The sequence below is a fragment of the Streptomyces sp. NPDC048603 genome (genome assembly GCF_043199475.1).
GTDB lineage: Bacteria > Actinomycetota > Actinomycetes > Streptomycetales > Streptomycetaceae > Streptomyces.
In genome coordinates, this window is record NZ_JBICVY010000012.1 from 18,934 (window position 1) to 41,671 (window position 22,738).

17 protein-coding genes are annotated in these 22,738 nt (G+C 74.1%); 7 read left to right on the top strand and 10 right to left on the bottom strand.

What is annotated here, in order from left to right; all coding sequences use genetic code 11:
• Positions 1-16: 16 nt before the first annotated feature.
• Positions 17-1,612 (bottom strand): type VII secretion protein EccB, encoded by a 1,596-nt coding sequence (gene eccB / locus ACGFQ9_RS28155; RefSeq protein WP_393577609.1) that lies wholly within the window; start codon positions 1,610-1,612, stop codon positions 17-19.
• A gap of 300 nt (positions 1,613-1,912) precedes the next feature.
• Here eccB and eccE point away from each other — a divergent pair, with 300 nt between their 5' ends.
• The 3 genes from eccE (at position 1,913) to ACGFQ9_RS28170 (ending at position 7,425) form a co-directional block, all read left to right on the top strand.
• Complete coding sequence (eccE, locus tag ACGFQ9_RS28160; protein ID WP_393577610.1) at positions 1,913-3,184, top strand: type VII secretion protein EccE; 1,272 nt, start codon at positions 1,913-1,915, stop codon at positions 3,182-3,184.
• Positions 3,185-3,300: 116 nt separating this feature from the next.
• Positions 3,301-4,068 carry a hypothetical protein gene (locus ACGFQ9_RS28165; RefSeq protein ID WP_393577612.1) on the top strand — a complete coding sequence of 256 codons (768 nt, stop codon included), beginning with the start codon at positions 3,301-3,303 and terminating at the stop codon, positions 4,066-4,068.
• 252 nt (positions 4,069-4,320) lie between these two features.
• Positions 4,321-7,425, top strand: coding sequence for an SCO5717 family growth-regulating ATPase (locus ACGFQ9_RS28170; protein WP_393577614.1), 3,105 nt, complete (start codon positions 4,321-4,323; stop codon positions 7,423-7,425).
• Positions 7,426-7,544: 119 nt separating this feature from the next.
• On the opposite strand, the gene ACGFQ9_RS28175 is transcribed toward ACGFQ9_RS28170, so the two are convergent.
• From ACGFQ9_RS28175 to rimP, 9 genes are all read right to left on the bottom strand, one after another.
• Complete coding sequence (locus ACGFQ9_RS28175; RefSeq protein WP_393577616.1) at positions 7,545-8,516, bottom strand: bifunctional riboflavin kinase/FAD synthetase; 972 nt, start codon at positions 8,514-8,516, stop codon at positions 7,545-7,547.
• 114 nt (positions 8,517-8,630) lie between these two features.
• Positions 8,631-12,155, bottom strand: coding sequence for a serine protease (locus tag ACGFQ9_RS28180; protein WP_393577618.1), 3,525 nt, complete (start codon positions 12,153-12,155; stop codon positions 8,631-8,633).
• A 265-nt stretch (positions 12,156-12,420) separates the two neighbouring features.
• The gene (truB, locus tag ACGFQ9_RS28185) at positions 12,421-13,329 is read right to left on the bottom strand and encodes a tRNA pseudouridine(55) synthase TruB (RefSeq protein WP_393577620.1); all 909 of its coding nucleotides are present in this window, start codon (positions 13,327-13,329) and stop codon (positions 12,421-12,423) included.
• Complete coding sequence (rbfA, locus tag ACGFQ9_RS28190) at positions 13,326-13,766, bottom strand: 30S ribosome-binding factor RbfA (RefSeq protein ID WP_393577621.1); 441 nt, start codon at positions 13,764-13,766, stop codon at positions 13,326-13,328. The genes truB and rbfA overlap by 4 nt, the downstream gene beginning before the upstream one ends.
• Before the next feature lie 51 nt (positions 13,767-13,817).
• Positions 13,818-14,111 (bottom strand): DUF503 domain-containing protein, encoded by a 294-nt coding sequence (locus ACGFQ9_RS28195; RefSeq protein ID WP_393577623.1) that lies wholly within the window; start codon positions 14,109-14,111, stop codon positions 13,818-13,820.
• Positions 14,112-14,249: 138 nt separating this feature from the next.
• Positions 14,250-17,336: a translation initiation factor IF-2 gene (gene infB, locus ACGFQ9_RS28200; RefSeq protein WP_393577624.1), complete on the bottom strand. Its 3,087-nt coding sequence runs from the start codon at positions 17,334-17,336 to the stop codon at positions 14,250-14,252.
• Between the two features lie 149 nt (positions 17,337-17,485).
• Entirely contained in the window at positions 17,486-17,761 is a 276-nt protein-coding gene (locus ACGFQ9_RS28205) for a YlxR family protein (protein ID WP_393577625.1), read from the bottom strand.
• Between the two features lie 124 nt (positions 17,762-17,885).
• Positions 17,886-18,884, bottom strand: a complete 999-nt coding sequence (gene nusA, locus ACGFQ9_RS28210; RefSeq protein ID WP_393577627.1) for a transcription termination factor NusA — start codon at positions 18,882-18,884, stop codon at positions 17,886-17,888.
• Between the two features lie 2 nt (positions 18,885-18,886).
• On the bottom strand, positions 18,887-19,384 hold the full coding sequence (gene rimP / locus ACGFQ9_RS28215; protein ID WP_393577628.1) for a ribosome maturation factor RimP: 498 nt from the start codon (positions 19,382-19,384) through the stop codon (positions 18,887-18,889).
• Positions 19,385-19,561: 177 nt separating this feature from the next.
• Here rimP and ACGFQ9_RS28220 point away from each other — a divergent pair, with 177 nt between their 5' ends.
• Genes ACGFQ9_RS28220 through ACGFQ9_RS28235 form a run of 4 tightly spaced genes read left to right on the top strand, consistent with a single transcriptional unit; the run spans position 19,562 to position 22,535 of the window.
• On the top strand, positions 19,562-20,113 hold the full coding sequence (locus ACGFQ9_RS28220; RefSeq protein WP_393577629.1) for a hypothetical protein: 552 nt from the start codon (positions 19,562-19,564) through the stop codon (positions 20,111-20,113).
• Positions 20,110-20,559: a DUF4439 domain-containing protein gene (locus tag ACGFQ9_RS28225; protein ID WP_393577631.1), complete on the top strand. Its 450-nt coding sequence runs from the start codon at positions 20,110-20,112 to the stop codon at positions 20,557-20,559. Before ACGFQ9_RS28220 ends, ACGFQ9_RS28225 begins: the two co-directional genes overlap by 4 nt.
• A gap of 16 nt (positions 20,560-20,575) precedes the next feature.
• Positions 20,576-21,472: an aminoglycoside phosphotransferase family protein gene (locus tag ACGFQ9_RS28230; RefSeq protein WP_393577632.1), complete on the top strand. Its 897-nt coding sequence runs from the start codon at positions 20,576-20,578 to the stop codon at positions 21,470-21,472.
• Between the two features lie 58 nt (positions 21,473-21,530).
• Entirely contained in the window at positions 21,531-22,535 is a 1,005-nt protein-coding gene (locus ACGFQ9_RS28235; RefSeq protein ID WP_393577633.1) for a slipin family protein, read from the top strand.
• The last annotated feature ends 203 nt before the right edge of the window (positions 22,536-22,738 follow it).

Consider the following 22,738-nt stretch of genomic DNA (forward strand, 5'->3'; position numbering starts at 1 on the left):
CGGTGTCCGCCCGCCCTCACGAACCCTGCGGCTGGCGGGCCGCGTTGGTGTCCAGACGGGGGCCCTTGGAGAGGAACTCCGACCAGGTGATCGGCACCAGTGCCGGGGCCACGTCCTTGTAGCCGAGCCGCGCCTGGGCCTGGCTGGCCTCCGGCGCGCTCTCCGCCTTGCCCTTCCCGTCCGCCGTCCCGGGCTGCGGGGAGGCGCCGATCCCGGACTGCTCGGCGTCGCTGTCCCCGTTGGCCTGGACGGCGTACCGCAGGCCGGTGTCGGTGACCAGGAAGAGGGAGCCGCCGCCCTTGGCCTGCTTGCCCTGGAACTGGGTGTAGAGCAGGCCGGAGCCGGGGGTGACGTAGGAACTGGTGCCGCTGGCGCTGATGTCCACCGGGAAGCCGGTGCCCGCCCAGGTGCTCAGGGTCGTCCTGCCCTGGCCCTCGACGGAACGCAGCACGTTGCAGACGGTGTTGCGGGGTCCGCCCTGCGCGGCGCTCGCGGCGGCCGCGCCGGTGCTCCCGTTGACCTGGCTGGACTGGGTCCTGGGCCAGCGCTTCTTCTCGTAGAACTGGGTGCCGTCCGGACGGATCGACTGGAGGTCGACCTCCTTCGCCCGGCCGTTCATGTTCAGGCGTTCGGCGGCCGGGGAGTTGATGAGCAGCCAGGCCGTGAAGGAGGAGACCCGGGAGACCTTGCCCGCCTGGACGACGAAGTGCTGCGGGCCGGAACCTGTCCGGGCCAGCAGCACCATGCCGATCCTGTTGTCGGCGGTGGCCAGGCCCTGCACCTTGGCGTCGTCGCCGGCCTTGCCCTCGAGCTTGGGGAAGGCGAGGTCCTCGCCGGTGTTGAGCGTCTCCAGCCACTGCGGGGTGACCTGCTGCGGGGTGCCGGTGCCGACCAGGGCCATGGTGAGGGTGGCCGCCTCGGGGGTGCCCTCCGGGAACTTGTACTTGGTTCCGGCGGAGTCGACCAGGTAGCGGGTGGTGGCCTCGCCTCCGTCCGGGCGGCGCAGCTTGGCCTGGACGTAGAGCACCTGGCCGTCGGCGAGCTTGCGCTTGTCGTCCATCAGGCCGGCTTCGCGGGAGGCGAGCACGAACGCGGCGGTCTGCACGCCCTTGCCGTTGCCGCCGGGCTGCTGGCAGACGGCCCAGCGCTTCGCCTCGCCCGCGTCCTTCGCCGAGGGCAGCCGGTCGGGGGCGTAGGGGATGCCGATGATGGGCCCGCGCGGCGGCTTGCCGCTGTCGAGGATCTTGTCGTCGACCTGGATGACGTCGAACTTGCCCGGGTCGAGCAGGAGTCGGGCCGAGGACAGGTTGAGCACCGGGTGCAGCCGGGGCTTCCCGTCGGTGTTGAGCACCACGTAGCGGGTGGTCGAGTTCTTGCCGACGATCACCTTGGTGCCCGGCTTGTCCCACTCCTTGGGGGCCTGTGGTTTGAACATGCCCCAGGCGCCGAACCCCGCGAGCACCAGGGCGCCCACGACCAGTCCCGGCACCACGGCCCGCAGCGGACGCGGTGCGCCCTCCTCGGTACCGGTGGCGGAAGGCTGGAGGAAGGCGGCCACCGATCGCCGCTTCGCAAAGGTGTACGCGTTGAGTTCGTCGCGTCGTGATGCCATGGCCGTCTGCTTCTCCCCGCCCGGCCCGGTCGGTGGGTACGGTCCCCGGGCCATGATTCGTCGGACCGGGCACCTACTATGCCTGTTGACGAAGGGGCCGTACGGGGCGGGTAGGGTGAGGCGGCCGCTCGGAGCCGCCCTGCGCCGCTCATTGCCTCCCGTTGCCTCCCGTTCCGGTCCCTTCGGGGCCCGTTGGGGCGGATCGGGAGATTCCGGGGAGCTGCGGATACCGTCCGCACCGCTTCGGTGCCCGCGGGGGGCGCCCGGAGCCGGGGCCGTGGAAGGGGAGGTGTGCCGGAGATGGCCATCGCGACGGAACAGCGCGCCGCCGCGGCCGCGCCGCCGCGCGGCGGGGTGACGCCGCATCCGAAGTCGAGTCCGGGCCGGTTCGGGCCGTTCCGATTGCAACAGCTGGTGCTGCTGCAGGTGGCGGCGGCACTGCTGCTGGCCGCCTGGGTGGTCGATCCGCTGCTGCTGGTGCCCGCGGGCGTACCGGCGGCCGTTCTGCTGGTCCTCGCCCTCGTACGCCGCCACCGGCGCTCCCTGCCCGAGTGGATCGGCACCGCGCTGTCCCTGCGCCGACGACGCCGGCGGGCCGCCGCGTTCACCGTGCCCGCCGGGACCGAGCCGGGGCTCGCCCCCGTGGTCGAGGCGGACCCGGCGCTGCGGACGTACACCTTCAGCGACCGTGACCGGCGGCCGGTCGGGATGATCGGCGACGGCACCTTCCTGACCGCCGTGGTGCAGGTCGACATGGACGCCACCGCGCTGCGGCCGGACCGCTCCGCGCGTCCGCTGCCCCTGGGCATCCTCCGGGAGGTGCTCGACGTGGACGGGATCCGGCTGGAGTCGGCACAGCTGGTGCAGCACACCCAGCCGGCACCCGCCCCGCACCTCCCCGCGCAGTCCATGGCCGCGCGCAACTACGCGCCCCTGCAGGCCCGGACCGGCACTCCGGCGGTGCGGCTGACCTGGGTGGCACTGAAGCTGGACCCGGAACTGTGCCCGGAGGCGGTGGCCGCGCGCGGCGGCGACCTGAAGGGCGCGCAGCGGTGCGTGGTGCGGGCGGCCGACCAGCTCGCCAGCCGGCTGGCCGGCGCGGGCTTCCGGGCGACCGTGCTGACCGAGCAGGAACTGACCTCGGCCCTGGCGACGTCCACGTGTGCCAACCCCATGGCCATCACCCAGGCCGGCCGATCGACGAGCACCGGGCGGCGCACCGAGGAGACGGCACGGGCCTGGCGGTGCGACGACCGGCGGCACACCACCTACTGGCTGTCCCGGTGGCCCGAACTGGGCGGCACGTCCGCCCCGTTGCCGCAGTTCGTGGCCCTGCTCACCTCGCTGCCCGCGCTGGCGACGACCTTCAGCCTGACGCTGGCCCCGGCCGACCGGCACGGGGTGACCGTCAGCGGGCACGTCCGCGTCACCGGGCGCAGTGACGAGGAACTGGTGGCGGCGCGACGGGAACTGGAACGGACGGCTCGCGGGATCAAGGCCGGCCTGGTCCGGCTGGACCGCGAGCAGGTGCCGGCGCTGCTGGCGTCGCTGCCGCTGGGAGGTGCGCGATGAGCGGTGTGCGGGGTGGCCGCGGTGGGCGCGGAGCGCGTGCGGGACGCGGTCCCGGCTCCGGGCCGGCGGGCGTGCCGGGTTCTGCGGGTTCGATGGGCTCGGCGGGTGCGGCGGGTATGACGGGTGCGAGCGGTACGGCCGGCGGCGCGGGACACGGCTCCGGAGCCGGGTCCGGATCCGGATCCGGACGGATCGGGTACGGGCTGCTCGGGCCGCGGCGCGAGCGGCACACGATATCCGCGGCCGACCTGGACGCGCTGGCCGTCCCGGTGGGCGACGACGGGGTGGTCATCGGCGTCGACTCCGAGGGCCGTTCCGCGGTGCTCGGCGTCAACCGGCCCACACCGTACGAGGTCACGCTGATCGGCGGCCTGTGGACGGCGCAGGTGCTGGCGCTGCGGGCGGCGGCGACGGGCGCACGGGTCGCCGTGGAGACCGGCCGGGCCCAGGTGTGGTCCGCGCTGGCCCAGGCGGCGGGCGGGGGACAGCAGTGCGTGACCCTGCACGAGGTGGGCCGGGTCCCGCCGCAGGGCGCCTCGGCGGGCAGCCCGGTCCTGGTGATCCGGGACTGCGGCATGCGGCCGCCGCGCGGGCGCGTGGTGGCCGGCCCCTGGCAGTCGGTGCTCACCCTGCTCCCCTACCTGAGCCCGACGGCACCGCGACTGCTGCGCCAGTCCTCGCTGGTCGGGGTCCAGCGGGTGTCCCCGGACGAGGCGGAACAGATCGGCCGCCTGATGAACCTGCCGCGGCCGGCGGTGGAATCCCTGCCGACCCTGGGCGACGGCGTGACCCTGTGGTGCACCGGACGCGACCGTCAGTTCGTGATGACCCAGGGCACGGAGGCGGAGTCGGGCCTCCTGGGCCCGGCGCGGCGGATCGACTGACGGAAGGCCGGCGACCGGGGCACCGTGTGGTTGCCTGCTCGCAGGCGTTGCCACGGCCGGGTACGACTCGGGGAAGGCACGGCAACCGCGCGTCCCAGGTCCGGGTGGGGAGGGACTGTGCGGACATGCCCTGAATCCCGGCTCCGGGCGGCCGCGCCATTAGGCTGACCGTGGGCGCGTCGTCTCGTGCGGGCGCCCGAACGGCTTGAACGGCGGATCGGGACCAAGGCCCGGCCAGACCAGGAGGACGAAGTGAACGGCGATCGGAACGAGAGCCGCGGCGGGGCGTGGGACGTCCCGACGGACGATCAGTCCGACGCGGAGCCCGAGCTGACGGGCGAGTTCACCATCGACTACACCCCGCCGGCCTGGTACACGCAGAATGCGTCTGCGGCGGCAGTGCCGGACCTCCCGGCGGGCAGCGGCTTCGAGCCGCACCGCCCGGACGACGTGTCCGCGCCGTCCACGACCCGGTTGGCCCCGCCGTCACGCCCGGCGGATCCGGCACCGTCGTCACCGGCTGCCGGAACTCCGGTCGTTCCGGGCGGTCCCGTCGTTCCGGGCGGTCCGGTCATTCCGGGCGGTGCGTCGCCCGTGGCTCCGGCGCCGTACGCGATGCCGCAGCCGGTCGGCGAGGCCGCGGGGCAGTCCCCCGCGGGCGGGACGCCGTTCCCGGACATCTCCCCCGCGGGAGCCACCCCTTCCGTACCGGCCCCGGCCAACGCGCCCGACCTGGCTGCGCCGTACGCGACGCCGCAGCCGGTCGGCGCGGCAGCCGACGGGCCGTCCGCCGCGGGCGGGACGCCGTTCCCGGACATCTCCGCCGCCTCGGGTACGCCCGTTCCGGCACCTGCCGATGCGCCCGCGGGGTACGCGGCGACCCCGCCGGGCGGGATTCCGTACCAGGGCGCGCCCGCCGGTGGTGACGCCGCCGGGCTGTCCCCCGCAGGGGGGACGGGGTTCCCGGCGGGGTCCCCCGCCGGGGTTACTCCTCCCGTACCGGCACCGGCCGACGGTTCCGGCCTGCCGGTGGCGGACCCGGGGGTGCCGGCCGGCCTGGACGGCGACCCGTACCGGGTGCCGGCCCCGGCCGAGGCACCCGCGGTGCCCGCGGTGCCCGCGGGCGCTCCGTTCGGCGGCGAGGCCGGGCTCAGCCTGGCCAAGGCCCCCGAAAGCGCGGGGGTCTCCTACACGGCCACGCCGCCGAACGGCACCCCGCTGCCGGCCTTCCCCTCGGATGCCGGAGCCGGCGAGCCCGGTCCGGCTCCGGTCTGGCCCGGAGCCACGGGTGAACCCGCTTCCGCTGACGCCACGTCACCCCTTCCGGCGAGCGGCGGCCACGCCGCCGAACCGGAAATCGTCCTGTCGGCCGAGGCGGACCCGCAGCCGTGGGGTGCGCCCGTACCGGAGGTGGAACCGCCCGCGCCCGCACCCGCGTTCGACGCTGCCGCGTCCGGTGCGGAGCCCGAGGACCGCAGGCCGGACGCCCCGGCCGTGGCCGACGGACCGGACTTCCCGCAGGCCCGGCCGCAGGCGCCCGCGGGGTACGACTTCCCGCCGGCCCAGCCGCAGGCCACTCCGGCCGGATACGGCTTCCCACCCCCGCAGCCCCACCAGGCACCGCCGGCCGCGCAGCCCGAACCGCAGGCCGCTCCGGCCGGGTACGGCTTCCCGCCCCCGCAGCCGCAGCAGGCCCAGCCCCACCAGGAACCGCAGGCGCAGCCCGGGGTGCAGCCGCCCGCCGGGTACGGGTTCCCGCAGGCGCAGGCGCCGCAGACGCCGCAGCCCGGCGCGCCCTGGGGCGCCCAGGCTGGTGCACCGGCGCCCGCGCCGACGGACCCGCAGCACCAGCCGCAACACCAGCCGCAGCCGTACCAGCAGCCGCAGGGGGATCCCCGGCTGAGCCAGCAGTGGCTCCCGACCGACGGCCCCGCCGGTCCGGGCGCCCCGGGCACCCCGGGCACTCCGGGCACTCCGGGCACCCAGGGCGCTCCGGCCGGTCCTTACGCTGCCGGTGGTCCCGCCGGTCCGGTCGGCCCCGCCGGCCCCGGCGGCCCCGCCGGTCCCGCCCCACACGACGCCCGCTACCAGGGCGCGCCCGGCGGCGGTGCGCCGCTCGGTTACACCGCAGCCGTGGAGCTCTCCTCCGACCGCCTGCTCCGCAACAAGCAGAAGCCCAAGAGCAACCGGCCCGCACCGGGCGGCGGCTCCCGCTTCCGCCTGGGCGGCAAGGCCGCCGAGGCGGAGCGCCGCCGCAAGCTGGAGCTGATCCGCACCCCCGTGCTGTCCTGCTACCGCATCGCGGTCATCAGCCTCAAGGGCGGTGTCGGCAAGACCACGACCACCACCGCCCTCGGCTCCACCCTGGCATCCGAGCGCCAGGACAAGATCCTCGCGATCGACGCGAACCCGGACGCGGGCACCCTCGGCCGCCGCGTGCGCCGCGAGACCGGCGCCACCATCCGCGACCTCGTCCAGGCCATCCCGTACCTGAACTCCTACATGGACATCAGGCGGTTCACCTCCCAGGCCCCCTCCGGCCTGGAGATCATCGCCAACGACGTGGACCCGGCCGTGTCGACCACGTTCAACGACGAGGACTACCGGCGCGCGATCGAGACCCTCGGACGCCAGTACCCGATCATCCTCACCGACTCGGGCACCGGGCTGCTCTACTCCGCCATGCGCGGGGTCCTGGACCTGGCCGATCAGCTGATCATCATCTCGACCCCGTCCGTGGACGGCGCGTCGAGCGCGAGCACCACGCTCGACTGGCTCTCCGCACACGGCTACGCCGATCTGGTCTCGCGCTCCCTCACCGTCATCTCGGGGGTCCGCGAGACCGGCAAGATGATCAAGGTCGAGGACATCGTGCAGCACTTCGAGACCCGTTGCCGAGGCGTGGTCGTGGTGCCCTTCGACGAGCACCTCTCCGCCGGCGCCGAGGTCGACCTCGACATGATGCGGCCCAAGACCCGCGAGGCGTACTTCAACCTCTCGGCGCTGGTCGCGGAGGACTTCGTACGGGCTCAGCAGGCACGCGGGCACTGGCCCCAGCCGGGTCAGCCGCAGCCCGGACAGCCGGGTCAGCCGGGTCAGCCCCAGCAGCCGTACGGACACCCGGGGCAGCCCGCCCCCGCCGGTCCCCCGCCGCAGCAGCCCTACGACCAGCCGTACCAGCAGCCGCCTCAGCAGCCGCCGTACGGACAGCCCCAGCCCTACCCGCAGCCGTACCCGCAGCAGCCGGGACAGCCGGGACAGCCGCCGTACCCGCAGCCCCAGCCGGGCCAGCCGGGCCAGGGCTGGCCGCAGCAGCCGCCGCAGGATCCCCGCCAGGACCCGCGGCAGCCGCACTGAAACGCCGAGGGCCCGTACCGTCCCCCGTGGGGACGGTACGGGCCCTCGCCCGTCAGATGCCGAACGGCCGAATGCCCGGCCGCCGAACGCCCGGCCGCCGGCCGTTCGGCCGTGCCGGGTCAGCCCGTGGTGCGCGCCGCGGCCGAGTCGTACGCCTCCGTCAGCGACCGCGCCCGCTTCACGTCGTCGGCCATGGCGTCGAGCAGCCCCTCCAGGGAGTCGAACTTCGCCATGCCCCGCACGTACGCCAGGAAGTCCACGGTGACGTGCAGCCCGTACAGGTCCAGGCCCACCCGGTCAATCGCGTACGCCTCGACCGTCCGCTCGGTCGCGTCGAACTGCAGGTTCGTGCCGACCGAGATCGCCGCCGGCATGCGCTCGCCGTCCGCGGTGAGCCAGCCCGCGTACACCCCGTCGGCCGGGATCGCGGTGTGCGGCAGGGTCTCGACGTTGGCGGTCGGATAGCCCAGCTCCCGGCCGCGCTGCGCCCCGCGCACGACGACGCCCTCGACCCGGTGCGGGCGTCCGAGGATCTCGGCCGCACCCTCCACGTCGCCCTCGGCCACCAGCCGGCGCGCGAGCGTGGAGGAGAACGGGTCGCCACCGCCGGCCTCACCGCGCACCACCAGGTCGAGGATCTCGACCTGGTAGTCGTAGGTGGCGCCCAGCTCGGTCAGGAACTCCACGTTGCCGGCGGCCTTGTGACCGAAGCGGAAGTTCGGTCCCTCGATGACGCCGCGCGCGTGCAGCTTGTCGACCAGCACCTTCACGATGAAGTCGGCCGGGGACAGCTGGGAGAACTCGGCCGTGAAGGGCAGGATCAGCAGCGCGTCCACGCCCAGTTCGGCCATCAGCTCGGCGCGCCGGTGGTGCGGGGCGAGCATCGCGGGGTGGCTGCCGGGGCGGACGACCTCGCTCGGGTGCGGGTCGAAGGTGACCACCACGGCCGGCACACCGAGTTCCCGGGCCCACTCCACGGCCCGCCCGATGATCAGCTGGTGCCCGCGGTGAACACCGTCGTAGGAGCCGATGGTGACGACGCTGCGTCCCCAGTCCTGGGGGATGTCCTCCAAGCCACGCCAGCGCTGCACTCTGACCGCTCCTCGCCCGAACCCGTGTAGTGCGTAGTAGAAGATTGCAGATCTAAGACTGCCATGCCGTCGGCCGGGGCCCCGCATCGGTATCGGGACAACACCGCGGAACGGTCAGGGGCGGGCCCCGGCACCCAGGGCCGCGACGGTGTGCCTGCCGCTCGGGCCCAGCAGTGCCGACGCCTCGTGCGGCTCCTCCTCGAGCCAGTGGGCGATCAGCCGCCCGAAGGGCGGGAGTTCACGGGCCAGGCACACGGTCCGCCGCTCGAACTCCGCCGCGCCTCCGGGTACCACGAGCAGCCGCCGCCCGGTGCGCCGCACCAGCTCGCGGGTGCGCTGCTCGCCACGCTCCACGGTGGCCCGGGCGACCGCGCCGAGCAGCTCGCCCAGCACGGCCGCTTCCGTCTCGGCTCCGAGGAGCCGGTCGAGCAGTTCGCCGCGCAGCGGTCCCGTCGCCGGTGCGCCGGCCGCGCCGAGCACCCCGGCGAGGGCGGCCCGGACCGGCTCCGTGCCGCGGAGCAGCCCGTCGGCGAGCCGTCGGAGGTCGTCGGTGGCGACGGGACCCCGTTCCAGCGCGCGGTCGACGTACGCGGCCGCGTGCGGTGCGTCTCCGGGGTGCCGTTCGGTGTGCTCGCGTACGAGGACGGCGGCGCGGGCGGCGGCCACGGGCGAGGTCAGCTCGGCCAGGGCCGGCAGCACCTGCCCGTCGGCGCGGGCCCGCAGGGCGCCGAGCACCTCCTCGGCGCGGCCCGGCAGCGCGTCGGCGGCGGCCACCAGCGCACCCGGGGGCACCCCGGGGCAGGTCAGCGCACGGGACACGTGCGCCTCCCGGGTCTCCGGATCGCGCAGCAGCATGCCGAGGGCGGGACCGTGCAGGCCGGCCTCCCCGGTGCGGTCCAGCAGGGCGAGGGCGGCGCGGCGGAGCAGGGCGCGGTCGGCCGGATCCGCCACGGCCGCCGAAGCCGCCGCGGCCGGACCGTACGCGGCGGCCGCGACCCGGCGCTCCGGGCGTTCGTCCCGGGCCCAGCGGTCCACGGTCCGCGCCATCAGGGCGGGCTCCTCCTCGGCGAGTACGGCGAGCAGCTCGTCGGCACGCGGGTGCGCAGCGGAGACCAGCACCTCGGTGAGCTCGTCGGGCGCGAGCCGGCGGTGGGTGTGCAGCAGCGCCTGCGCGGCGGCGGCGACGGTGGCACCGGGCCGCCCGCGCAACCGCCGCTCGTCGCCGAACCAGTCACGGAGCAGGGGCTGCACGCCCCGCGGATCCCGGCGCAGCCTCCGTGCGGCCGCGTCGAGACATCCGAGTTCGGCGGGGAGCAGGCGGCGCAGCAGATCCATCCGCTCGGCTTCGGGCAACCGCAGCCGGCTCCAGAAGCGGGCGTCGAGCCCGTCGCCGCGCCCGTCGCCGCCCGCGGTGTGGGAGGCGTACTCGGCGAGCGCGTGCAGCAGATCGAGGCAGGGAAGCGCGTCGGGCAGCCGGAGGAGGGTCCCGCGGAGCAGTCGCGCGGCCCACCAGGCCCGCTCACCGGAAGCCACGGCCCGGGACACGCCCTCGGCACGGTTCGTGCCGTCGACGCGGTTCGTGCCGTCGGCACGGTTCGTGCCGTCGGCACGGTTCGTGCCGTCGGCACGGTTCGTGCCGTCGGCCGGGGAGCCGGATCCGGCCGCGGTCGTGCCGGACGAGGAGCGCAGGAACCGGAGCAGGGCGTCGAGGTGCTCGGCGCGGGCTGCCGGGGGCAGCAGGAGGAGGGCCTCCTGGACGGGGCCGATGCGGTGCCGTGGTACGGGCGGGCCGGTGCGGATCAAGGTGTCGAGGGCGGCGGGGAGGTCCAGGTGAGAGGCCATCAGCCAGTCGGCGAACTCCTCGTCGGCGAACCGGTGGCCGGCTCCGGCCGGAAGGAGGAGGCCCTCGGCGAGCACCGCCTCCGCCCAGCCCCTGTCCGGTGGGAACAGCGCGGCGAAGGAAGCCCCGTCCAGCGAGCCCTGGCCCGGCCCGAGACAGTGGCGCGCGGCCTCGTGCACCCGCCCGGCGATGCGGACCGCCAGCCGGCGCACGGCCGGGCCGGGCGCATCGCCCTGCAGACGCGTCGCCACGCGCAGGCACACGAGGTCGAGGTGCGCCTCGAACACCTCGGCGCGTCCGGGCCGGCCGTCCGTGACCCCGGCTTCCCGCACCCCGGCCAGCAGCCGGAGGGTGAGGGGGTGGCGGCGGTCCCCCGCGCGCAGGGCGTCGGCCGGGATTCCGTACCGGTCCCGGGCGAGTTCCGCCTCGGCGGGGGTGAGGTCGCCGAGCAGGTGGGCGGCGGCACTCCCGTCCGGGTGGAACGCCGCGGCCCGCTCCCAGTACTCGGGCCGGGTGGCCAGGACCAGCCGCACGCGGTGCCGGCGGAGCCAGGCGGTCGTGGCGGAGGTCCACTCGGCGAGCCGGCGGGCGAGCCGGGACGGCATCTCCTCGGGCGCGTCGAGCAGGACGACGAGCCCGCGCCCCGCCGCGTCGGCCACCCGGGCGATCTCTTCGGCGCTCGGTTCCGCGCCGGTCCCGGCCCGGCCTGCGGCTCCGTCCCCGTCCTCGCCGGGACCGGGCGGAGCGGGGGGCGGAGGGGCTGGAGGGACGGTGGCGGACTGCAGGGCCCGGGTGAGCGCCTGGACCAGCGAGGTGTCCCACGGAGCGAGGTCCGAGCCGCGGAGCCGGACCACCGGAGCCGGACACGGGCCCCGGGACCGGCGGGCATCCAGCGCGGCGAGCTCGGTGCTGCGCCCCGTGCCCGGTTCTCCGACCAGGGCGAACACCACCGCGGACGAGCACATGAACGCATCGATCGCGCCCACCGCCCCCGAGCGCACCACCGGCTCCACCGGCTCCACCGGCTCCACCGCCATCCGGGGGGCATCCGGTCCCCCGGCCGCCGTCCGTTCCGGGTGCGGCGCCCGGCCCGTGAGGCGGAGGGCGGCGGCCAGATTGAGGTCGGGGCCGTAGGCGGGGACGGTTTCCGCGTTGCGGGCCAGGAGGGCCGCGAGGGCGCCGTCCGGGTCCGCGGCCGCGGCGGGGCGCAGGGGGATCGCGAAGCCGCCGGAGCGGTGTTCCGCGTGGAGGGCGGTGCACACGACCGCCAGCACCGCTCCGGTGGCCGCGTCCAGCACGGGCCCGCCGCACGCCTCGCCGCCCAGGCACAGCGCGTCCATGCCGTCGGTGCCGATGGCCAGCTCCAGTGCGGTGCCGAGCAGATGCGTGCCGTCCGCCGTGCGGTAGACGACCTCCGTGTCCGCCAGCACCCTGGCCTGCCGCCGGCCCCGCGCGTACAGCCGTACGTACGTCCCCGAGGCCACCCGCTGACGTACGGTCACCGGAAGCGGCGCCACCCCGAGACCGGCCGACCCGGCGGCCGAGCCGGTCGGCCCGGTCGGCCCCGCCGTCTCCACGAGCGCCAGCCCGGCCTCGGCGAGCAAGGTGACCGCGTCCGCCCCGACCGTGCGGGTGCGGCCGCCGGAGCCGTGCAGGACCAGCCGGTCCAGGCCGGCCACGACCTCGTGGCCGGTGACGATGGTGCCGCGGTCGTCGGCCACGAAGCCGCTCCCCCGCGGCCGGCCCGCCGGATCGCAGATCCTGACCAGCGGTTCTGCCCGGTCCCCCGTGACCTTCATGGGACGACCGTAGGTCGGTGAAGATCAGCCCCGGAAGCGTGTGCGCCGAACGCGCCCCCCTGTGCTCCCTCCGTTCACTCCGAGCGCCTGCTCGTGCGAGTGAATATCGGGCTCCGGGTGGATAGAGACCTACAGCGAGGGGGGTCGTGGAGCGGTGAGCAGCAGTCCGGCCTCGGCGGACCACATGCGCTCACCGCTCCACGTCAATCGTTTCCCACGCGAAGAGGGGCCCCCGGGACGAGGGCCCCACGCGCAAGGCCGTCCCCTACGCGAAGACCGCCAGGGACTTCGCCTTGCCGGACTTGCTCTCCACCAGGCCGAGCAGCCGGCCCTCGGGGCCGAACACCGCCACGGTCTTCCCCGGCTCGTACTCGTCCGGCATCTCCAGCCGGACCCCGTTGGTCAGCAGCGACGCGCGGCGCGCGTCGAGGTCCCAGCGGGGGAACGCCGCGGCCGCGGCCTCGGCGATCGGCATCACGGTCAGCTCCTCCTGGAGCTGGTCCAGGGTGCGGGCCTTGTCCAGCTTGTACGGACCGACCCGGGTGCGCCGCAGCGCGGTCAGGTGCCCGCCCACGCCGAGGTCGGCGCCGAGGTCGCGGGCCAGCGCCCGGATGTACGTACCGCTGGAGCAGACCACGGAGACGACCAGGTCGACCACCGGGGTGCCGTTCTCCGCGGTGGCCTCGCGCATGTCGTAGACGTGGAAGGACGAGACGGTGACCGGACGGGCCGGGATCTCGAACTCCTCGCCCTCGCGGGCGCGCTTGTAGGACCGCACACCGTTGATCTTGATGGCGCTGACCTTCGACGGGACCTGCATGATCTCGCCGGTCAGCTTGCGGATGCCCTCGTCCACGTCCTCACGGGTGACCCCGGAGGCGTCCGTCGACGAGGTGATCTCGCCCTCGGCGTCATCGGTCAGCGTGTCCTGGCCGAGCCGGATCGTGCCGAGGTACTCCTTCTCGGTCAGCGCGAGGTGGCCGAGGAGCTTGGTCGCCTTCTCGACGCCCAGGACGAGGACGCCCGTGGCCATCGGGTCGAGGGTGCCCGCATGGCCGACCCGGCGGGTCCTGGCCATGCCGCGCATCTTGGCGACCACGTCGTGCGAAGTGAAGCCGGACGGCTTGTCGACGATGACAAGGCCGTCCGGCGTGGTGGGTACGTGCTTGCTCATTCGGCTGCGTCGTCCTCGCCCGGCTTCTTGTACGGGTCGGCTTCGCCGGCGTACGTGGCGCCCGAGGACGCCTGCCGCACCTCTTCGTCGGAGGCGCGCGCCCGGTCGAGGAGGTCCTCGATGGTGCGGGCGTTCTCCGGCAGGGCGTCGGCGACGAAGGTCAGGGTGGGCGTGAACTTGATGCCCGCAGCCTGGCCGACCGCCGAGCGCAGGATGCCCTTGGCGCTCTCCAGTCCCTTCGCCGCGGCCGCCCGCTCCTCGTCGTCGCCGTAGACCGTGTAGAAGACCGTGGCCTCCCGCAGATCGCCGGTGACCCGGGTGTCGGTGATCGTCACGTGCGTACCGAGGCGCGGGTCCTTGATACCCCGCTGCAGCTTCTGGGCGACCACCTCCCGGATGAGGTCCGCCAGCTTCTTCGCCCGCGCGTTGTCGGCCACTGGTCCGTCTCCTTCATTTCTTTGCAGACGAGCTGCAGGTCAAGCAATCAATCAGTCTTCATCACCGTGGAGCCGCCGCCGCACGGACAGCAGTTCCACTTCCGGACGTGCCGCGACCAGCCGCTCACAGCGGTCGAGCACGTCCGACAGGAATCCGGCGTCCCCGGACACCATCGCGACCCCTATCCGGGCCCTGCGGTGGAGGTCCTGGTCACCCACCTCCGCCGCGCTCACCGAGAACTTGCGCTGGAGCTCTGCGACGATGGGCCGGACAACGGAGCGTTTCTCCTTCAGCGAATGCACATCGCCGAGGAGCAGGTCGAAGGACAGAGTCCCCACGTACATGTGGTGCCGGATATCCCGCCGGTTCGGGTTCGGTGACCTGCCGGCCGTCGCTCGGCAGGGACACCAGAACCGTACACGCAACGGCCGGGGCCGATCGACGGAAATTCCGCCGACCGGCCCCGGTCACAAGGCAACCGCTCAGACGCGCGGCTTCTCGCGCATCTCGTACGTCGCGATGACGTCGTCGATCTTGATGTCGTTGAAGTTCCCGAGGTTGATACCGCCCTCGAAGCCTTCGCGGATCTCGGTGACGTCGTCCTTGAAGCGACGCAGGCCGGAGATGGTGAGGTTCTCGGCGACGACCTTGCCGTCGCGGAGCAGGCGCGCCTTGGTGTTGCGCTTGACCTCGCCCGACCGGACCAGGACACCGGCGATGTTGCCCAGCTTGGACGAGCGGAAGACCTCGCGGATCTCCGCCGTACCCAGCTCGACCTCTTCGTACTCCGGCTTGAGGAGACCCTTCAGGGCCGCCTCGATCTCCTCGATGGCCTGGTAGATCACCGAGTAGTACCGGACGTCGACGCCCTCGCGCTCCGCCATCTGCGCGGCACGGCCGGCCGCACGGACGTTGTAGCCGATGACGATGGCGTCGGAGCCCATCGCCAGGTCGATGTCGGACTCGGTGACCGCACCCACACCGCGGTGCAGGACCCGGATGTCGACCTCTTCACCGACGTCGAGCTGGAGCAGCGAGGACTCGAGAGCCTCGACCGCACCGGACGCGTCGCCCTTGATGATGAGGTTGAGTTCCTGGATCTGACCGGCCTTGAGCACCTTGTCGAGGTCCTCGAGGGAGACCCGGCGGACCCGCTTGGCGAAGTTGGCGTTGCGCTCGCGCGCCGCGCGCTTCTCGGCGATCTGGCGGGCCGTACGGTCCTCGTCGACGACCAGGAAGTTGTCGCCGGCGCCGGGGACGTTGGTGAGACCCAGGACCAGGACGGGGGTCGACGGACCCGCTTCCTCGACGTTGTTGCCCTTGTCGTCGAGCATCGCCCGGACACGGCCGTACGCGTCGCCGACCACCATCGTGTCGCCGATGCGGAGGGTACCGCGCTGCACCAGGACGGTGGAGACGGCACCGCGGCCGCGGTCGAGGTGCGACTCGATCGCAATACCCTGCGCGTCCTGCTCCGGGTTGGCCCGCAGGTCGAGCGAGGCGTCGGCGGTGAGGACGACGGCCTCCAGCAGCGAGTCGATGTGCAGACCCTGCTTGGCGGAGATGTCGACGAACATGGTGTCGCCGCCGTACTCCTCGGCCACCAGGCCGTACTCGGTCAGCTGACCGCGCACCTTCACCGGGTCCGCGCCCTCGACGTCGATCTTGTTGACCGCGACCACGATCGGGACGTCCGCAGCCTTGGCGTGGTTGAGCGCCTCGATGGTCTGCGGCATGACGCCGTCGTTGGCCGCGACCACGAGGATCGCGATGTCGGTGGACTTGGCACCACGGGCACGCATGGCGGTGAACGCCTCGTGACCCGGGGTGTCGATGAAGGTGATGCGACGCTCTTCGTCGTTCACCTCGGTGGAGACCTGGTAGGCACCGATGTGCTGGGTGATGCCACCGGCCTCGCCCGCGACCACGTTGGTCTTGCGGATCGCGTCGAGGAGTCGGGTCTTACCGTGGTCGACGTGACCCATGACGGTCACGACCGGCGGACGCGCAACGAGGAACTCCTCGCCGCCCTCGTCCTCGCCGAACTCGATGTCGAAGGACTCGAGCAGCTCGCGGTCCTCCTCCTCCGGGCTCACGACCTGAACCGTGTAGTTCATCTCCTGGGCCAGCATCTCCAGCGTGTCGTCCGACACGGACTGGGTGGCCGTGACCATCTCGCCCAGGTTCATCATCACGGCGACGAGCGACGCCGGGTTGGCGTTGATCTTCTCCGCGAAGTCGGTGAGGGACGCACCGCGCGACAGGCGAATGGTCTCGCCGTTGCCGCGAGGCAGCATCACGCCGCCCACGGACGGGGCCTGCATGGCCTCGTACTCCTGGCGCCGCTGCCGCTTCGACTTGCGGCCACGACGGGCCGGGCCGCCGGGACGGCCGAAGGCGCCCTGCGTGCCACCGCGGCCGCCGGGACCGCCGGGACGGCCGCCGAAGCCACCGGGACGACCGCCGCCGCCACCGGCAGGACCGCCGCCGAAGCCGCCGCCACCACCGGGACGCGGGCCGCCGAAGCCGCCGCCGCCTGCCGGGCGGGAGCCCGGACCGGCCGGACGGCCGGCGAAGCCGGGACGACCGCCGCCTGCACCGCCGGGACCACCCGGACGGCCGCCGGGGCCACCGGGACCACGGCCGCCGGGGCCCGGACGCGGGCCGGCAGCGGGACGCTGCGGCATCATGCCCGGGTTCGGACGGTTACCGCCCGGACCGGCCGGACCGGGACGCGGGCCGCCCTGCGGGCGCGGCATGCCGGCCGGCGAAGGACGCGGACCACCCTGGCCGGGACCCTGGGGACGGGGACCGCCCTGGCCGGCACCCTGCGGACGCGGACCACCCTGGCCGGCACCGGGGGCACCCGGACGCGGGCCGCCCTGCGGGCGCGGAGCCTGCGGACGGGCCATGCCGGTGGAGCCACCGGAGGTGAAGGGGTTGTTACCCGGACGCGGGCCGGCCGGACGGCCACCCGGACGCGGGGCCTGCGGAGCCGCCGGGCCACCCGGACGGGGGGCCTGGGCGCCGGGGGCACCCGGACGCGGCGCGCCGGGACGGGCGCCGGGCGTGGCCGGACGCTGCGCCGCCGGGCGCGGGCCCGGGGTCGCGGCGGGACGCGCCGGGGCGGCCGGAGCCGACGGCGGGGCCTGGAACTCGGCCGCGACCGGAGCCGGAGCCGCCGGAGCGGGCTTCGGGGCCGGAGCCTTGGGACCGGGACGCGGGCCGGGAGTGGCCGGGGTCACCGGGGCGCTGACGGACGGAGCCTCGGCAGCGGCCGGCTTGGGGGCCGGGGCGCCGGGCTTCGGGGCAGCAGGACGTGCCGCGGTCGCCGGGGACGGCGCAGCGGGCTTCGCAGGCGTCGCCTTGCGGGGCGCACCGGGCTTCGCAGAGGTCTTGCCGGCACCGCCGGGACCCTGCAACGCGTCGGTCAGCTTGCGTACAACGGGCGCCTCGATCGTCGAGGACGCCGAACGGACGAATTCACCGAGTTCTTGGAGCTTGGCCATGACGACCTTGCTCTCAACCCCGAACTCCTTGGCGAGTTCGTATACCCGGACCTTAGCCACTTCGCTCCTTTTAGGTCCGGGTTACCGCCGGACCGTCGCTACTTCATGGGCGTACTCATCGCGTACTCATCGAGTGCTCATCGCAATCTCGACCTACTTCCAACTCGCGAGGTACCTGACCGCACGGGGCTCCGTGCCGTACTTCCTTCTTACGGTGTCGCCTCGATGACCGTCCGCAGCGCGGAGGTCTCGAGAGTTCCCTGGACCCGAAGGGCCCGGGGAAACGCCCGGCGGCGCACCGCCTGGTCGAGGCAGACCACGGCAGGGTGCACATAGGCACCCCGGCCGGGCAGCGTACCGCGATGGTCGGGCACACACTCGTCCCCGACCGCCACGATGCGCAGCAGATCGTGCTTGGCCGCTCGCTCCCGGCACCCCACGCAGGTGCGCTCAGGGCATGCGCGGGCATGCGTCCGGCCAGACACGTTCAGTCTACCTCCCCGTACCGACCTCACCCCTTCAGGCGAAAAATCGAACGGACGTCGTCTCCATTCGGGCCGCCGAAACGCGACCCCTGTCTACCGGCCCGCAACCCGAACCGGTAGCGGTTTATTCCGCCGACCCGCCGTCCGCGGGCTCCGTGTCGGGGCGGATGTCGATGCGCCAGCCGGTGAGCCGGGCGGCGAGGCGGGCGTTCTGGCCCTCCTTGCCGATGGCCAGCGACAGCTGGTAGTCGGGCACGGTCACCCGGGCGGACCGCGCGCCCAGGTCGACGATCTCCACCTTGCTCACCCGGGCGGGTGACAGGGCGTTCGCGACCATCTCCGCCGGGTCGTCCGACCAGTCGACGATGTCGATCTTCTCGCCGTGCAGCTCCGCCATCACGTTGCGGACCCGGCCGCCCATCGGGCCGATGCAGGCGCCCTTCGGGTTCAGGCCCGAACGGGTGGAACGCACCGCGATCTTGGTGCGGTGGCCGGCCTCGCGGGCGATCGCGGCGATCTCGACGCTGCCGTCGGCGATCTCCGGGACCTCCAGCGCGAACAGCTTCTTCACCAGGTTGGGGTGGGTGCGCGACAGGGTCACCGACGGACCGCGGACGCCCTTGGCCACCCGGACCACGTAGGTGCGCAGGCGCAGGCCGTGCGGGTACTCCTCGCCCGGGACCTGCTCCTGCACCGGCAGGATGGCCTCCAGCTTGCCGATGTCGACGAGGACGTTCTTGGGGTCCTTGCCCTGCTGCACCACACCGGTGATGACATCGCCCTCGCGCCCGGCGAACTCGCCGAACGTCAGGTCGTCCTCGGCGTCGCGCAGACGCTGCAGGATCACCTGCTTGGCGGTGGTGGCGGCGATCCGGCCGAAGCCCGACGGGGTGTCGTCGAACTCCTGGGGCTCCTGGCCCTCCTCCAGATCCTGCGGGTCTTCCTTCGCCCACACGACCACGTGCCCGTTGGTGCGGTCCAGCTCGACGCGGGCGCGCCGGTGGCTCCCCTCGGTCCGGTGGTAGGCGATGAGGAGGGCCGACTCGATCGCCTCGACGAGCAGGTCGAAGGAGATCTCCTTCTCCCGGACCAGACCCCGCAGGGCACTCATGTCGATGTCCACGGCTACGCCTCCTCTTCCTTCTTGTCCTTGCGGTTGAACTCGATCTCGACACGCGCCTTGGCGACGTCCGTGAAGGCGATGCGGCGGGAGGTGGCCTTGCGGCCCTTCACACCGGGGACCTCGAGATCCATGCCGTCCTCGTCCACGCCGAGGATGCGGGCGATCAATTCCCCGCCGTCGGCCAGCTGGAACTTCACGAGGCGGCCGGTCGCCCGGACGTAGTGACGGTGCTCGCTGAGCGGGCGGTCCGCGCCCGGGGAGCTGACTTCGAGGACGTACTCGTCCTCACCCATCACATCGCTCTCGTCGAGCCTGTCGGAGATCTCGCGGCTCAGCTCGGCGCAGGTGTCGAGCTCCACGCCCTCGTCGGAATCCACCACGATACGGAGCATCCGGCGGCGGCCGGCCCGGGAGATCTCGATCTCCTCCAGGTCCAGGTCCTTCGCGGCGACGAGCGGCTCCAGCAGCCCGCGCAGCCTGTCGCTCTGGGTGGTGCTCATCCGGGTGACTCCTCGGCCGCGTGTGCTGTTGTGGTTCCGTCGCGTGGATCGCGTGTCAGATCAAAGGGTATCCGGTCGCAGAGGGTGTTGCCGTCCGCCCCTTGGACCGTGCCCCCGGGTACCGTGATCACAGCCCGGTCCGGGCTGTTTCCTGCCGCCCGTCCCGAGGACTCCACCGTGCCCCTGTCCCTGCCTTCGCGAAGAAGCCTGCTCACCGGTGCGGCCGGGGCGGCGGGCGCCGCACTGCTCACCGGCTGCTCGGATTCCGGCGCGCGTCCCGGCGCACAAGCCGAAGTTCCACTCGAACGGCGGATGCGCGAGACCGCCGTCCGGGACAGCCGCGGGCTGCTGGAACGGTACGACGCGACGCTCGCGGCGCATCCGGCGCTGGACGGGCGGCTTGCGCCGCTGCGCGCGGCGGTCGCCGCGCACGCCGAGGCCCTCGCCCCGCCCGGCGCGTCCACGGCTCCGGCCTCCCCCTCCGCCGCGGGCTCCGCCCCGGCCTCTCCCGCAGCCGGTGCTCCGGCCGCTCCGGCCGTGCCGCAGAAGGCCGAGGAGGCGCTGGGGGCGCTGGCGGTCGCCGAGCGCTCGCTCGCCGAGGCCCGCACGATCACCCTCGCCGAGGCCCCCGGGGAACTGGCCCGGCTGCTGGCCTCGGTGGCGGCCTGCGGCATCGTCCACCACCACCTGCTGACCACCACGGGCACCGACCAGGGAGGAAACGCATGACGGCCGACGTCCTCGCGGCGGCCCAGGCCGCCCTCGCCGCGGAACACGCGGCCGCCTACGCCTACGGAGTGGTCGGCGCCCGCGCGGCCGCCCCGCGCGCCGCTCAGGCCCGGGAGGCGTACGGCACCCACCTGGCCCGGCGCGACGCCCTCGTCCGGACGGTGCGCGGGCTGGGCGGCGTACCGCGGGCGGCGGAGGCGGCGTACCGGCTGCCGTTCGACCTGCGGACCCCGGCCGACGCCGACCGGCTGGCCGCCGAGATCGAGGACCGGGTGGCGGGTGCCTACTCCGACCTGGTGCGGGCGGCGAGCGGCCCGCTGCGCCGGGAGGCGGCCGACGCCCTGACGGCGGCGGCGGTCCGCGCGGCACGCTGGCGCGGCGTCGGCGTAGCCTTCCCTGGGCTGACCGAACGAGCGGGACCACCGCGATCGGCCCCGCACAGCTGAAAGGGACCACCCACGCATGGCTTTCGAACCGCCGGAGCGGCTCGTACGGGCGCTCGGCGAGCAGCCGGACACAGCACCGGAGCGGGACTGGCTGGACCGGCTCCCCGGCCTCGTCGAACAGGCGCAGGACCGGCGGGGGGTACAGGTGCAGCGGGTCCAGGCTCCGGGTGGCCGGAGCAGCCTGGTGCTCCTCGTCCGGTACCCCGACGGCACCCCGGCCGCGCTGAAGCTGGCCCCGCCGAGCGCCCGCCCTGACCTGGAGCTGGCGGCGCTGGCGCACTGGGGCGGGTTCGGAGCCGTACGCCTGCTGGACACCTGGCACGGGGACGGCGGCCTGCTGCTGGAACGGCTGCAGCCGGAGGTGTCGCTGCGGTCTCTGCCGGAGGCCAAGGCACTGCTGGAGGCGGCCGGGACGGTCCGCCGGCTGTGGGTGGCCCCGCCCCCGGGGCACGGCTTCGAGACGGTGGCGGAGCGTACGCAGCGCCAGTCCGCGGTGCTCAAGGGAGCTCCCGCCGAGCTGCGGGCCCTGGCCGATCTGGCCCTCTCCCTGCGGGACGAGCTCACCGCCCTGCCGCCGGAGGAACTGCTCCTGCACGGAAACTTCCGGCAGGGCAAGGTGCTGGCCGGTGAGCGGGCGCCCTGGCTGACGGTCGGCCCGGAGCCGGTGGTCGGCGAGCGGGCCTATGACCTGGCCCGGCTGGTCAGGGACCGGCTGGAGGACCAGGTCGCGGCCTCGGCGGGGGCGGCGGGCGCACGCCGCCGCGTGAACAAGCTGGCGGACTCCCTGGAGGTGGACCGGGACCGGCTGCGGGGCTGGACCGTCTTCCGGGCGGTGGAGTCGGGCCTGCGGGCCCTGGCGGCGGGGCGGCACCGCGACTCCGAGCTGCTCCTGGAATTCGCCGCGTGGCTGTAGGGAATACCGTGGTTAACAGCCACGAATAGCCACGAATAGCCACGGGCAGGGGGCCGTCATGGTCGAAGAACTGCTCACCGCGGCGGTCGCCGCGGGTACCGTCATCGCGCTGTACTCCGCCGCGGCGGCCCGGGTGGTACGCCAGTACGAGCGCGGGCTGGTGTTCCGGTTCGGCCGGCTCCGGCACGAGGTCAAACCGCCGGGGTTCACGATGGTCATCCCGTTCGTGGACCGGATGCACAAGGTGAACATGCAGATCGTCACGCTGCCGGTGCCCGCGCAGGAGGGCATCACCCGGGACAACGTGACCGTGCGGGTGGACGCGGTGGTGTACTTCCGCGTGGTCGACCCCAAGAACGCGGTCATCGAGGTCGAGGACTACCGCTTCGCGGTCTCGCAGATGGCGCAGACCTCCCTGCGCTCGATCATCGGCAAGTCGGACCTGGACGACCTCCTCTCCAACCGGGAGAAGCTCAACGAGGGTCTGGAGCTGATGATCGACTCGCCGGCGGTGGGCTGGGGCGTGCAGATCGACCGCGTCGAGATCAAGGACGTGTCGCTGCCGGAGGCGATGAAGCGGTCGATGGCCCGGCAGGCGGAGGCCGACCGGGAGCGGCGGGCCCGGTTGATCAACGCGGACGCGGAGCTGCAGGCTTCGCGGAAGCTGGCGGAGGCCGCGGCGGTCATGGGTCAGGAGCCGGCGGCGTTGCAGCTGCGGCTGCTGCAGACGGTCGTGGCCGTGGCGGCGGAGAAGAACTCGACGCTGGTCCTGCCCTTCCCGGTGGAACTCCTCCGCTTCCTGGAGCGGGCCACCGAGGCGCAGCCGCACGCGCCGGCCACCCCGCGGCCGCCGGCCGTCACCGCCCCGCCACCACCGCAGCCGACCGCTGCGGAGCCGCCGCCCGTCGATGCCCCGGCACCACCGGAGTCGACCGCCGCGGAGCCCACGGAGGGGGCGGGCGCGCAGCCACCGGATTCCGCCGGCGCGGCGCGCGTCAACGGCTCCCCCACCGAACCGGCAGCCCCCGCCGACGTCCCGGCCCCGCCGGACCCCCGTCCGTAGCCGCTGCGCGGCGCCTCCCCCCCCACCCCGCCCCTTCCCGAAACCGGGGCTCCGCCCCGGCCCCTCGGGGCTGCGCCCCGGGCCCCGTGAGCGGGGCTTCGGGTTGGGCGGGGTACGGACGTTGCGCGGCGGTGTCCCGGTGTGCCCACCCTCCCCCAAGCTCTCGACTCCGCTCGAGCAGGGGGGACCCCCATCGCCCTGTG

What these genes read in the sequence shown, in the direction of transcription:
- rimP (WP_393577628.1), bottom strand. Translation starts at nt 19,384, where the DNA reads ATGAGCACCACCCAGAGCGACAGGCTGCGCGGGCTGCTGGAGCCGCTC.
- ACGFQ9_RS28165 (WP_393577612.1), top strand. Translation starts at nt 3,301, where the DNA reads ATGACGGGTGCGAGCGGTACGGCCGGCGGCGCGGGACACGGCTCCGGA.
- eccB (WP_393577609.1), bottom strand. Translation starts at nt 1,612, where the DNA reads ATGGCATCACGACGCGACGAACTCAACGCGTACACCTTTGCGAAGCGG.
- ACGFQ9_RS28195 (WP_393577623.1), bottom strand. Translation starts at nt 14,111, where the DNA reads ATGTACGTGGGGACTCTGTCCTTCGACCTGCTCCTCGGCGATGTGCAT.
- ACGFQ9_RS28180 (WP_393577618.1), bottom strand. Translation starts at nt 12,155, where the DNA reads ATGAAGGTCACGGGGGACCGGGCAGAACCGCTGGTCAGGATCTGCGAT.
- ACGFQ9_RS28225 (WP_393577631.1), top strand. Translation starts at nt 20,110, where the DNA reads ATGACGGCCGACGTCCTCGCGGCGGCCCAGGCCGCCCTCGCCGCGGAA.
- eccE (WP_393577610.1), top strand. Translation starts at nt 1,913, where the DNA reads ATGGCCATCGCGACGGAACAGCGCGCCGCCGCGGCCGCGCCGCCGCGC.
- ACGFQ9_RS28235 (WP_393577633.1), top strand. Translation starts at nt 21,531, where the DNA reads ATGGTCGAAGAACTGCTCACCGCGGCGGTCGCCGCGGGTACCGTCATC.
- truB (WP_393577620.1), bottom strand. Translation starts at nt 13,329, where the DNA reads ATGAGCAAGCACGTACCCACCACGCCGGACGGCCTTGTCATCGTCGAC.
- ACGFQ9_RS28230 (WP_393577632.1), top strand. Translation starts at nt 20,576, where the DNA reads ATGGCTTTCGAACCGCCGGAGCGGCTCGTACGGGCGCTCGGCGAGCAG.